This is a genomic window from Mesorhizobium caraganae (genome assembly GCF_016836705.1).
Taxonomy (GTDB): domain Bacteria; phylum Pseudomonadota; class Alphaproteobacteria; order Rhizobiales; family Rhizobiaceae; genus Mesorhizobium; species Mesorhizobium caraganae.
Window position 1 is genome coordinate 1 of record NZ_JAFCGY010000040.1, and the last position, 12,565, is coordinate 12,565.

General features: G+C 59.5%; 10 protein-coding genes and 1 pseudogene. 2 read left to right on the top strand and 9 right to left on the bottom strand.

The window, feature by feature from the left end; all coding sequences use genetic code 11:
* The 6 genes from JQK88_RS31965 to JQK88_RS37280 form a co-directional block, all read right to left on the bottom strand.
* A partial coding sequence (locus JQK88_RS31965) for an ABC transporter permease (protein ID WP_203280597.1) occupies positions 1-693 on the bottom strand: 693 nt, incomplete at its 3' end.
* A 20-nt stretch (positions 694-713) separates the two neighbouring features.
* Positions 714-2,294, bottom strand: coding sequence for an ABC transporter substrate-binding protein (locus JQK88_RS31970; protein WP_203280598.1), 1,581 nt, complete (start codon positions 2,292-2,294; stop codon positions 714-716).
* 126 nt (positions 2,295-2,420) lie between these two features.
* The gene (locus tag JQK88_RS31975) at positions 2,421-3,791 is read right to left on the bottom strand and encodes a CapA family protein (RefSeq protein WP_203280599.1); all 1,371 of its coding nucleotides are present in this window, start codon (positions 3,789-3,791) and stop codon (positions 2,421-2,423) included.
* A 72-nt stretch (positions 3,792-3,863) separates the two neighbouring features.
* Positions 3,864-5,060 carry a dipeptidase gene (locus tag JQK88_RS31980; protein ID WP_203280600.1) on the bottom strand — a complete coding sequence of 399 codons (1,197 nt, stop codon included), beginning with the start codon at positions 5,058-5,060 and terminating at the stop codon, positions 3,864-3,866.
* A 468-nt stretch (positions 5,061-5,528) separates the two neighbouring features.
* Positions 5,529-7,313, bottom strand: coding sequence for a dihydrolipoyl dehydrogenase (gene lpdA / locus JQK88_RS31985; protein WP_203280601.1), 1,785 nt, complete (start codon positions 7,311-7,313; stop codon positions 5,529-5,531).
* A 6-nt stretch (positions 7,314-7,319) separates the two neighbouring features.
* A complete protein-coding gene (locus JQK88_RS37280; RefSeq protein ID WP_312037366.1) occupies positions 7,320-8,066 on the bottom strand; it encodes a 2-oxo acid dehydrogenase subunit E2 in 747 nt (248 codons plus the stop codon).
* 140 nt (positions 8,067-8,206) lie between these two features.
* On the opposite strand from JQK88_RS37280, the gene JQK88_RS37285 reads away from it, so the two are divergent.
* Positions 8,207-8,422 (top strand): hypothetical protein, encoded by a 216-nt coding sequence (locus tag JQK88_RS37285; RefSeq protein ID WP_312037371.1) that lies wholly within the window; start codon positions 8,207-8,209, stop codon positions 8,420-8,422.
* Positions 8,423-8,457: 35 nt separating this feature from the next.
* Here the strand turns inward: JQK88_RS37285 and JQK88_RS37290 are convergent.
* Together JQK88_RS37290 and mdeB are read right to left on the bottom strand one after the other, a co-directional pair.
* Positions 8,458-8,628: pseudogene (locus JQK88_RS37290) on the bottom strand (biotin/lipoyl-containing protein); the annotation flags it as partial.
* A gap of 32 nt (positions 8,629-8,660) precedes the next feature.
* A complete protein-coding gene (gene mdeB, locus JQK88_RS31995; RefSeq protein WP_203280602.1) occupies positions 8,661-11,354 on the bottom strand; it encodes an alpha-ketoglutarate dehydrogenase in 2,694 nt (897 codons plus the stop codon).
* 122 nt (positions 11,355-11,476) lie between these two features.
* Here mdeB and JQK88_RS32000 point away from each other — a divergent pair, with 122 nt between their 5' ends.
* On the top strand, positions 11,477-12,049 hold the full coding sequence (locus JQK88_RS32000) for an Lrp/AsnC family transcriptional regulator (protein WP_312037367.1): 573 nt from the start codon (positions 11,477-11,479) through the stop codon (positions 12,047-12,049).
* A gap of 73 nt (positions 12,050-12,122) precedes the next feature.
* Here the strand turns inward: JQK88_RS32000 and JQK88_RS37915 are convergent, their stop codons facing one another.
* Positions 12,123-12,413: a hypothetical protein gene (locus JQK88_RS37915; protein ID WP_512699816.1), complete on the bottom strand. Its 291-nt coding sequence runs from the start codon at positions 12,411-12,413 to the stop codon at positions 12,123-12,125.
* Positions 12,414-12,565 lie beyond the last annotated feature (152 nt).

The following is a 12,565-nucleotide window of genomic DNA, read 5'->3' on the forward strand; positions in this document are numbered from 1 at the left end:
AAGCGGCAGAGCGTAGTGGTAAACAATGCGCCATTCCGAAATCCCGAAAGAGCGAGCCATCCGGATATGGTTCTCACCCAGCGTTTCGAGCATGGACGCGCGCACCAGTCGAGAGATGTAACCCACCCAACCGATTCCCATCGCAAAGCTCGGCAGGGCCAGGTGGACGAGCCGATCCACTAAGCCATCGCCCGGCCCGATCGCCGGCAGCCAGCGGAGGGCGACGGCAAAGATCAGCAGTGCGTAGACTGCCATGACAAAGGAAGGAATGGCGATAGTAGCCACCGCGATTACCCCAACCGCTTGGTCGAACAAGGAATTGCGCCGCATGGCAGAGTAGCACCCTAGCGGCACGGCGATAGCGGCGGCCCAAAAGATGGAGACCAGGATTAGCTCAATCGTGTAGGGCAGTTGCTCAAACACGATGTCGGCGACAGGTCTCTGGCTGAACACATCATACCCGAGATCGCCGTGGAGCAGTCGGCCGAAGAAGGCGGCGAGCTGCACGAGTAACGGCTTGTCGAGCCCCATCTGCTGATGCAGCAGCGCCTTTGCCTCAGGCGTCGCCCGGGGCCCGAGCAGAGTTGCTGCGGGGTCCCCCGGCACGGCATGGATCATCAGGAACAGAAGTGTCACCGCGATCACGATGATCGTGACCGCGAGGACCAGCCGTCGACAAAGATAAAACAACATCCGTCGCCCGCCGCCGCCGCTCAAGCCGGCTTGAAGTCGAGATACAACGGGACACCATCCGGGCGAGTTGCAGCATGCACTTTAGTTGTTCGGTACATAACTGGAGTGGCCCCATGCGTTAGGAAACGGTAAGCGCCGGACTCTTCCATGAGATCCTGCATCTCCTGGTAGAGCTTTGCGCGCTCTTTCGGGTCATCGACCGCGGCCGCCTTGCTGTTGAGCTCATCAAAGCGGTCACTGCGGAAGCGCTCCCAATTCCAAACCCCCACTTGCTCTTTAGTGAACCAGGCCGTGTAGTACAGTGGATCTGGTTGGCTGCTGAAGAAGTTGAGAATGAGCTGCACGTCTTTCCAGCGCTGGCCTTCTGATTCCATTCCGATTGTCCAGAATGAACCTGAATCTTGACCCTTGACCTCGACGGTAATCCCGATCTGCGCCAATTGAGCTTGAATAGTCTGGGCAATCGTTGTGTCCGGATTCGAGCTCAGACAATCGAGTGTTAAATTCAGATCACCACCACCGGCCTTTTCCAGAAACTCCTTTGCCTTCGCTAGATCGCCTTCCGGTGGGACGAGCGCCTTATCACGGTGCCCGACAATGCCTGGAGGAATCAGGCCTGTCGCTACGTCAGCTTGCCCCGCATAGGCAGTGCCCAAAATCTGCGGCACGTTGATCGCCCATTGGATCGCTTTGCGGACATTGATGTCCTTCAGCTTTGGATGATCCAAATTCATGCCAAGCCAGACGTAACCGAGCGAGGGATGCTCCTCGACCTTTGTATCGGCCGGCGGATTGCTTTTGAAGGTCGCCAGTGAATCGAGACTGATCTCCGTGAAATCAACATCGCCGGCTTGATAGGCGCGTTCTGCCGTCTTGATATCAGTGATCGGCACGATGCGGATTTCATCAAATCCGGGCTTTGGTCCAGACCACTCGGGATTACGGATCAAGAGCGTATATTGGTTTTGCTTCCATTCCGCGAGCACATAGGGCCCGGAAAAGGCCGGGGGGTTCATCCCGAAGTTTCCACCGTCCTTTGTGGCTTTCATTACGGCTTCTTCAGAAACAATATGACCGCCCCAAGGGAGCGTGATGTTCCACACCGGCACAAAAGGCGATTTGAACACGATAACGCCCGTATAATCGTCCTCAATCTCGATATGGTCGAATGAGCCCATGTTGGGTTTCACAGGTGAATTATGCTTGATGATCCGCTCAAAGGAGAATTTCACGTCCTTGGCAGTCAGCTCCCCATAGCCACCAGTGAACTTAATGCCTTTCTTCAGAATGAAGCGAATATGCGTCGGATCGATCTGCTCGAACTTTTCCGCCGCTTCCAGTTCCCAGCCCCATTCGGAGCCTGACTTAAAGTGCGTGAGTTTTGAATAGAGGCAGCTGTTCACGCAAGTTTCGGAATTACTATGGTAAAAACCAGGATCGAGGCTCGAGAGGTCTGCAGAAGCGGCCACCTTTAGCACCCGGCCTTCAGCCGCCCAGATCACCTGTGAGAGCGGCAGGCCAGAAGCCAAAACACCCCCCCCGAGCACGGCGCCCGTCTTAAGTAAGGTCCGACGGCTCACATTGGTTACGATATCGCGCATAATCTCTCTCCCCTTTCATTTAGACGTCGTCCGCTTGCCGCGGGACCGATCGTCACTTTAGTTTGCCTCTTTCGAGTTGAGCATTCGCGGGCGAATGCAACTTACGATTCCTAGTGCCCAGCTGGCTCAGATTCGGATTCGACCGACGCCGTTTTCGATGTCGATTTGCGTATGAAATGGCGCCGAGAGCTTTTGTAAGCGTTTCAGAATGGCGTCTGCTTGCTGTGGGGCCGCGAGCCGCGGCACTCCCCGGTTGGCGAATCTATCTGAGCGGCGGAGCTCGATCGGAAAGAGCCGCAAATCGGCAAGCTTGTTCTGCTCAAAGCGGCTAACTGTGACAACGCTCTCATAGTAGATCGCATCGGAATAGGAGCCTACCAGTCCTTCTGCAGTTGGAAATCCGTTTGCCATCTCGTAAACAGTGACTTCGGCGTTTGTGTCGATCCGCGGATCCTTGCCATATACCTCATAAATGTCTGCGCCTACTGGCGCCCTGAGGTCCTCAGCGAGGAAGTTCCCCAAGCTGTAAAAAATAGGTCGCCCTTTGTAGATTTCGATGCCTCGCAACAAATGCGGTCCATGTACCACGTAGGCGTCTGCACCGGCATCGATCACGCTGCGGGCAAATGACTGTTCGTAATCAGCAGGTTCCTGGCTCCAATTCCCCGGCTCATGACCGTGGTTGGTGGCGATGCAAAAGTCGGAGAACTGCTTGCCCTCGCGAACGTTCCGGAGGATGTTGGCCACGTCGCGCAAATTGGCTTCGAAGCTATAACCGGGCTTATCGCCCGCTTTGTAGATCGCTCCGCCGAGTACCACCCGGCTTAAATCTCTTTCAGCAAGTTTGTAACCTGGTAATGCTTCGCGCAACTCTCTAAGGAGTTCGAACTTCTCCCGAGGCACTATGATACTTTCTGTTAGGCGAAGGGGGTTCAGCCCTGGTCGCCCTGGGGCCTGGCCTGCTGGATCACATGCACGGGCCATTGGTGGGAACGTCGAGGCCGACGAAACCAGCGCCACGCGCCCACGACGTGTCTCCAGGAAGCGGGCAGCTCCAGCTTCTGCGAGGTTTTCGCCAGCGCCTGAATGGACGATCCCGATATTATCAAGTGCGCGGGTTGTCTCACGCATCCCTTCAACGCCCCAGTCGAGCGTTTGATTGTTAGCCCGACTAACCATATTAAAGCCCATGGCTTTTAAGTCAGGTCCGACTTCGGGGTCACTGATGCAATAGGAGCCGCCGTGCTCAGCCTGCGGGCACCCTTTTGACGGTCTGTCTAAGATAATGGTTTCCAAATTGCCGAAAGTGACATCGGCATCTTCAAAGATCCTGAGAACATCCGCCAAGCCGGGATTGTAGCCATGAGCCACCGGTCGCGCATACAGAATGTCGCCAACTGCCGCCATCGTGAAGCCGTCTTGAACGTTTGTCGCAATCGAGCCGATTGCATCAAAGCCGTTATCCCCTTGGCTCAGAGGATGATCACTCGGGTGCATATTTTCTTTCCATCTCAGACTTCACCTATTCCAGGCATGCTTATTGTTTAGAGTCTGTGCTTCAAACTGAAACTATTCCGCCCATATCTCGCTGAATACACGCTGAAAATTCTGTCCGAGCACCTTCTCGATAACGCGGTCTGAATAGCCCGCTTCCGACAGATCCCAAGCGGCAACTTCCAGTCGGCGGGGCATGTTCAGCCCGGGCACGATGTACGGGCCGATGCCGTCCAAAGGTGCGGAGACGCCGCGTTCGTCTCGGCCGGCGACGAAGGCCTCTAGCGCTTCCCTATGTCCGTCGTTGTACTGTATCGGCGTTATCGAATTGTCGCTGCCGATGCCAACGTGGTCCTCGCCACAGACATTCAGAGCGTGCACCAGATGGCGATTGAACAGTCCTCTGGAAGCGTACACGGGATCCTGCCCGAGATAGGGCATCATAAAAATGCCGAATACGCCACCTCCGTCCGCCACCGCCCGAAGCACCTCGTCCGGCTGGTTGCGAGGGTGGTCGTAAATCTCCCGGCAGGCGCTGTGGGAGACGATGATGGGTGCGCTCGATGCACGCGCTGCTTCAAGGGCGGTCTGCGGATGTGAGTGGGAAAGATCGACGACTCGACGGCGGCGATTGATATGACTTACCGCTTGACTTCCAACCGGCTTAAGGCCGGCGTCGGAGTTGGTGACGAGGCAACCAGATCCTATCTTACTATCGCCATTGTAGGTCAGTTGCATGATCATGACCGACTCATCGGCAAAGAGATCAATCGACGGTAGATCGTCCTGCATGAACTCAAGCCCTTGGAAGCCAAAGATGATGCCGAGAAGGCCCTTCTCCTTCGCGCGGTTAATGTCGCTGGGCCTCTCGATCAAAATGAGCGTATCGGGGTTAGCCGCGATGTCGTCCTTGACGTCCTTGATCCAGCTCAGCATCTCCGTGACGCTTGTGCCCTCGACCGTTAGGTTTACAGCAGTAATACCCGAGCGGCGCACATTATTGAGCTGTTCCGCCGTGAACTGCCGTCCGGCAGGAGGAAAGTTGACGTTGCAGGTGTTCGCCGAAGCGAGAGCATCGATGACGACGGCTCTATCGTAAAGCTTCCTAAGCGCCGCGGGCGGCTCCACGGTCTCCGACGTCCAGAGGTCGGCCGCTCCCAGAATGCCCTCAGCGGCACATATCGCGCATGATCCCGAACCGATATGCGCAGGATGATGGGCTGCGACCGTGTTGACGCCAATCGCGCTGCTATAACCATCGCTTTCAGACATACTCTCTCCTTCGAATTTGTGTGGATTAGCGACTACATCCCGGTCCGCCGCCGGGACTGCTACGCAAGCTGCAGCACGATCTCGGCCACATCCGGGAATTATGTCACGCTCCTGCCGCGATGAAAGATATTGTTGGCGAGGGTGACGGTCATTAGCCTAGGTCCCCGCTTTCTGATATGAACCGAAGCTAGCATATCTCGAAAGGTCAATCATGCCGAATATGTACGAGAGAAGGCGGATTGACAGCAGAAATTACTTCGAAACACAAGCCGAACAGAATAATATATTGCAAAGTCCATAGGCTCGCATGAGTCTCTTTGCACGTTATGCCCACAGCCAATTGTTTTCATTTCAGCAGCAGGCACCTAGTGTCCGCAAGGGAGGCGTCGGGAGTGAAGCGTTTACCTGCAGTCCCGCAGGCGTATTGCGGCAGAAGCCCATGCCAAGCTTACCCTGATATTCCCCGTCTCAGCCGACAATTGGGGATGGAGCGGCCTCTCTGCCCCATCGACGCATCCGAGTGGGCGGTAGGTCAGTGCATACACCCTCGGCGACCTCCGCTGCCATGCCGATCGTCTCGCCTAGTGTCGGGTGCGGATGGATGGTCTTGCCGATGTCGACGGCATCCGCCCCCATCTCGATCGCCAGGCAGATCTCGCCGATCATGTCGCCAGCAGCCGGTCCGACGATGGCGCCGCCGACGATGCGATGCGTTTCCTTGTCGAATACCAGCTTGGTCAGGCCATAGTCGGCGCCGTTGGCGATGGCCCGGCCAGATGCTGCCCATGGGAACTTGCCGACCTCAACAGGACGGCCGCCCGCTTTTGCGGCATCCTCGGTCACGCCAACCCACGCGATTTCCGGATCGGTGTAGGCGACCGATGGCACCACCTTGGCGTCCATGAAGCTCTTGAGCCCTGTTGCCGCTTCGGCCGCGACATGGCCCTGATGCACGGCCTTGTGCGCCAGCATCGGATTGCCAGTGACGTCGCCGACGGCGAAGATGTTCGCCGCACGCGTGCGCATCTGCGCGTCGACTTCGATGAACCCGCGCGCATCAATTGTTACGCCAGCCGATGCCAGTTGCAGCGCCTCGGCTGCCGGCCGCCGCCCGGCCGATTGCAGGATCAGGTCGTAGCGCCTGACGCCGCCGACCTCGCCGCTCGTCGTCACGACAAGTGCATCTTCCTCGGCAACGACAATTTCGACGCGCGCACCCAGAAAGATCGCATCGAAGCGATGGGCATTGCGCTTGCGCCAGGCCTCGACCACGTCGCGGTCGACATCGGGCAGCAGCTTGTCGAGTTGCTCCACCACGTCGACTCGCGCGCCGAGCCCGCTGTAGACGGTGGCCATCTCGAGTCCGATGATGCCGCCGCCGATGACCAGCATGCGCTCGGGAATGAAGGGCAGTTCGAGTGCGCCCGTGGAATCGACGATGCGCGGATCGTCAGGCAGGAACGGCAGCTTGACCGGCACCGAGCCGGCGGCGACGATCGCCTTGGCGAAGACGATCCTGCGGTTGCCGCCGTCGAACAACTCGACTTCGACCGAGCCGCTATCGGCGAACTTCGCCGTGCCTCTGACAACCTCGACCTTGCGCAGGCGCGCCATGCCCTTCAGCCCGTCGGTGAGCTTGGTGACGACGCCGGCCTTGAAGCTGCGCAGCTTGTCGAGAACGACGGTCGGGGTATCGAAGACAACACCGTGATCGCCAAGACGCTCGGCTTCTTCCTTGACGGCGGCGACATGCAGCAGCGCCTTGGAGGGAATGCAGCCGACATTGAGGCACACACCGCCAAGCGTGGCATCGCGCTCGACCATGATCACGCGCTGGCCGAGATCGGCGGCACGAAAGGCTGCGGAATAACCGCCAGGTCCGCCGCCGATCACCAGCACGTCGCAATCGGCCGCAGCACCCGACGCGGACGATGGCGCTGGTGTCGCTGCCGGGGCTGCGGCGGTCGCCGCCGGCGCCTCCGGCTTGGCCGCAGGCTTGGCTTCGTCTGCGGCTGCTGCCGCTTCCACGGTGGCGATCAGCGCACCCTTGGAAACGCGCTGGCCGATGGCGAGTTCGACCGAAGCGATGCGCCCGGCAAATGGCGACGGCACGTCGATCGACGCCTTGTCGGATTCGAGTACGACCAGCGTCTGGTCAAGGACGACGTCGTCGCCAAGCTTGATATGCACCTCGATGACGGCGACGTCCTTGAAGTCGCCCATTTCGGGCACCCTGATTTCGGTGATGCTCATCTGGCCTCAAACGATCGCGCGGCGGAAATCGCCCAGCAGGGCTGATATGTGGCCCAGGAATCTGGCGGCGGCGACGCCGTCGATGACGCGGTGATCCCACGACAAGGAGACCGGCATGATCAGCCTCGGCTGGAAGGCGTCGCCGTCCCAGATGGCTTCCATAGCCGAGCGGCCTGCGCCGAGGATCGCCACCTCGGGCGCATTGATGATCGGCGTGAAGCCTGCTCCGCCAATGCCGCCGAGCGACGACACCGAAAAACAGCCGCCTTGCATGTCGGCAGCCGACAGCCCACTCCCGCGCGCCTTGTCGGCGAGCGCGCGCATCTCGGTGGCGATCTCGAGCACGCCCTTGCGGTCGCAATCGCGGAGCACCGGCACCATCAGCCCCTTTGGCGTGTCGGCGGCAAAGCCGACATGGACGTAGTTCTTGAGCACCAGCTCGTCGCCATCGAGCGAGGCGTTGAAGCGCGGGTATGCCTTGAGCGCCAGCGCCGACGCCTTGATCAGGAAGGCGACCATCGTCACCTTGGCGTCCTTGTTTGCGCCATTGAGCTCCTTGCGGAACTCCTCAAGGCCAGTCACGTCGGCCTTGTCGAAGTTGGTGACATGCGGAATGGTCAGCCAGTTGCGGGTGAGATTGCCGCCCGAGATCTTCTGGATGCGCGACAGCGGCTGGCGCTCGACCGGGCCGAACTTTTCGTGGTCGACAGTTGGCCAGGTCGGCAGGCCGGCCCCGATGCCGGAACCAGACACCTGGACCGAGGAACCTCCTGCGAGGCGCTCCTTGATGTGCGCCGCAATGTCTTCGGCGCAGTATCCTGCCCTTGGCGCTGGAAGGTTTCACCGTGCCAAGGTCGACGCCAAGCTCACGGGCAAAGGCACGTACCGACGGCGTGGCATGGGCGCCTGCTGACGTCTCCGACCTGACCGCCGGCGCGTTGCTTGCCACTGGTGCAGCCGATGCCGCCTTCGCTGCCGCCGGCGGTTCTGCCTTGACGGGCGGAGCCACGGGAACGGCTTCGGCCTTTGCCGTTTCCGGCAAGGTTGCTGGCGAAGGCACCGCTGTCTGTGCAGGAGCGGCATCGATCGTCAGCAGCAGCGCGCCCTGAGACACACGCATGCCGATCGACACCGCGAACTCCCTGACGGTTCCGGCGAAAGGTGCCGGGATCTCCATCGTCGCCTTGTCGGATTCCACCGTCATCAACGGGTCTTCGACCGCAACGACGTCGCCCGGCTTCACCAGGAACTCGACCACCGGCACATCCTTGTGGTCGCCGATATGCGGCAACCTGACTTCCATTAGCTGGCTCATATCAACTCTTTCGGAACTGGAACTCGACCGGATCAACGCAACCAGGGCGCATCGACCGCATCATCGAGGCCGTAGCGGGCAATGGCGTCCGCGACCGTCTGGCGCGGAACCGCTCCTTCGGCAGCGAGGGCCGCAAGGGCTGCCACCGTGACATGACGATGATCGACCTCAAAGAAGTCGCGCAGCGCAGCGCGCGTATCGCTGCGGCCGAAGCCGTCGGTGCCGAGTGCCGTGAACGGAGCCTCGACATAAGAGGCGACCAGTTGGGAATAAGCGCGCACATAGTCGGTGGCCGCAATGATCGGCGCCTTGCCGGGCAAGCAACTCTTGATATGGCTGACCATCGGCTCGGACAGCGGGTTGAAGCGGTTGTGACGCTCCACTTCCCGTGCATCGCGCGACAGTTCGGAAAAGCTGGTCACACTCCACACTTCCGAAGCAATACCCCAGTCGGAGGCAAGCATCTGGGCTGCCTCGATCACCTGCGGCAGGATGGTGCCGGAGCCGAGCAAGCGGACAAGACCAACACTCTTCTTGGGCTTGTGGCTGGCGACACGGTAGAGCCCCTTGATGATGTCGGCCTCGACACCCGCCGGCATCGACGGCTGGGCGTAGTTTTCGTTCATCGCGGTGACGTAGTAGAACTCGTCCTTGCACTGTTCCATCATGGCGCGTGCGCCATGATCGAGAATGACCGCCAGCTCATAGGCGAATGCCGGGTCATAGGCGCGGCAGTTCGGAACGGTCGAGGCAACGAGCAAGCTCGATCCGTCCTGATGCTGCAGGCCCTCGCCGGCCAGCGTCGTGCGCCCGGCGGTCGCCCCGATCAGGAAGCCGCGCGAGCGCTGGTCGGCAGCCGCCCAGATCAGGTCTCCGACACGCTGGAAGCCGAACATCGAGTAGTAGATGTAGAACGGCAGCATGGCGAGGTTGTGCACGCTGTAGGACGTCGCCGCCGCCACCCAGGACGAAATCGCACCGGCCTCGGTGATGCCCTCTTCGAGCAGCTGCCCGTTCTTGATTTCCTTGTAGTAGAGCATCGAGCCGGCATCCTCCGGCTCGTAGAGTTGGCCAACCGGCGAATAGATGCCGACCTGGCGGAACAGATTGGCCATGCCGAACGTGCGCGCTTCATCGGCCACGATCGGCACGATGCGCGGTCCGAGCTCCTTGTCCTTGATCAGGTTGCCGAGCAACCTGACCGCGGCCATGGTAGTCGACATCTCCTTGCCTTCGGCGTTGAGTGCGAAGTCGGCATAGCTCTGAAGCGGCGGGATCGTGACCGAAGCGGCCGTGCGGCGACGCGCCGGCAGATAGCCGCCCAGCGCCTCACGGCGCGAACGGAGATAGTTGAGCTCGGCGCTGTCTTCGGCGGGCTTGTACAACTCGATCCGCTCGACCTGCTCGTTGCTTATCGGCAGCGAGAAACGGTCCCGGAAAGTCAGCAGGCCCTCGACGTCGAGCTTCTTGGACTGGTGCGCCGTCATGCGGGATTCGCCGGCGCGGCCCATGCCAAAGCCCTTCTTGGTCTTGGCGAGGATGACCGTCGGCCGCCCCTTGGTCGCCTTGGCCGCCTCGAACGCAGCGTACAGCTTGCGGAAGTCGTGGCCGCCGCGCTTCAGCGCATCGATATCGCGGTCCGACATGTGGGCGACCAGCGCCTTGAGCTCAGGATCCTCCTCGAAGAAATGCGCCAGATTGTAGGCGCCATCCTTGGCGCCAAGCGTCTGGTATTTGCCGTCGACGGTGGCGGCGAAACGGCGAAGCAAGGCGTGCTGGGTGTCACGCGCAAACAGCGCATCCCATTCCGATGCCCACAGCACCTTGATGACGTTCCAGCCGGCACCACGGAAGGTGCTTTCAAGCTCCTGGATAATCTGGCCGTTGCCGCGCACCGGGCCGTCGAGACGCTGCAAATTGCAGTTGATGATGAAGGTCAGGTTGTCGAGCTTTTCGCGGGCCGCAATCGACAGGCCGGCGATCGATTCCGGCTCGTCCATCTCGCCGTCGCCGAACACGCCCCAGACATGACGGTCCTTAGTATTGGCGAGATCACGGTCATTTAAGTAGCGCATGAAGCGTGCTTGGTAGACCGCGGTGATCGGGCCGATGCCCATTGACCCCGTCGGCACCTGCCAGAAATCTGGCATCAGCCAGGGGTGCGGATAGGAGCACAGTCCCGTGCCACCAATCTCTTGCCGATAGTTCTTGAGCTGCTCCTCCGAAAGACGACCTTCTAGATAAGCGCGCGCATAGACCCCTGGAGCCGAATGCGGCTGGAAGAAAACCACGTCGCCATCACCCTCGCCGCTGTCGGCGCGGAAGAAGTGGTTGAAGCCGACCTCGAAGATCTCCGCTGCCGAGGCGTAGCTCGCAATGTGGCCACCGAGTTCGCCATAGGCCGTATTGGCTCGCACCACCATTGCCAGCGCATTCCAGCGTATGATCGCAGTGATGCGCTCTTCCATGGCGAGATCGCCAGGGAACGGCGCCTGCTTTTCGAGCGAAATGCTGTTGCGGTAGGGCGAGAACGGCAGCGCGTCGTGGACGATGCCAAGCTCCCTGGCCTTGCGGTCGAGCTCGCTGAGTATGAACTCTGCTCTTGTGCCCCCGGAATTGAAGAACAGGGATTCGAGCGAGGCCAGCCAGTCGGCCGTCTCGTTTGGATCGCCGTCATGTGCTGCGTTGTCGTCACCGATATGGGCGGAGGGGTTTTTAGTGAGCATAATGGCGCCGAGGCTCCCAAGTTTCCACTCGCGCAATTTTATCGGCAATGCGCCGGCATTTCCTGCCGAAGATATTGCAAAATTTTTCTTGTTACAGCAGATACTACCACAGTGACTTTATGATGAAGCAGGCGATGCGGAAAATGAACCTTGATGCGATAGACATAAAAATTCTTAACCAGCTCCAGGAGGACGCGAGCCTGACCAATGTCGAATTGGCTGCGCAGGTCGGGTTGTCGGCCTCCCCCTGCCTCGCCCGAGTGCGGGCGCTCGCCGAGGCCGGCGTGATCACTCGTCGCGTGACATTGCTCAACCCGGTGATGCTCGGCGCCTATCTGAGTGTATTCATCCAGGTCACGTTGGAAAAGCAGATCGAACCGCTCCTTGAGGTATTCGAAACCGCGATGGCCGGTTTTCCCGAGGTGATGGAGTGCTATCTGATGACCGGAGATTCCGACTATTTGCTCCGAGTCGTGGTACGCGACACCGTTGCACTCCAGCATTTCATCGTCGACCGACTGTCCAAAACGCGTGGTGTTGCCAATATCCGCTCGAGCTTCGCCCTTAAGCAGGTCAAGTACAAGACAGCCTTACCTCTGGAGAACCTCATAGAGCCTCTGGGTGTGGTGACTACCCGTCATTCACACCGAACTACTCCTTCAAGCCAACTAGGGGAAAAACGGCACAGACCATAAAGCAGGATTTGTGCATATAACGTCGACTGTACGCAGAAATGCACTCTTGTCACCGGTGACTGCCACTGACTTTTCATCCAGCAGCGATTAAGCTAATTGCTTTGGAATACCCAGATCGCTTTATGAGCGACCCGCCTGCCTGGTGCACCCTCCAATCCAGAACACGCTCGCCGATGCCGTTCTCGACCGCCTTATTCATAACGGTACCGTTGAATTCATCGTCGATCGTGACCGCAACTTCTACTTCCTCGAAATGAATACGCGGCTTCAGGTCGAACATCCGGTCACCGAACTTGTAACCGGCATCGACCTGGTCGAGGAAATGATCCGCATCGCGGCCGGTGAAAAGCTGCGCTTTGGCCAAGAGGATGTGAGGCTGAACGGCTGGGCAATCGAAAGCCGGCTCTACGCCGAAGACCCGTATCGTAATTTCCTGCCCTCGATCGGTCGTCTGACACGCTACCGGCCGCCGGCCGAAGGTGCGGGTGCGGGCGGCTCACTCATCCGCAACGATAC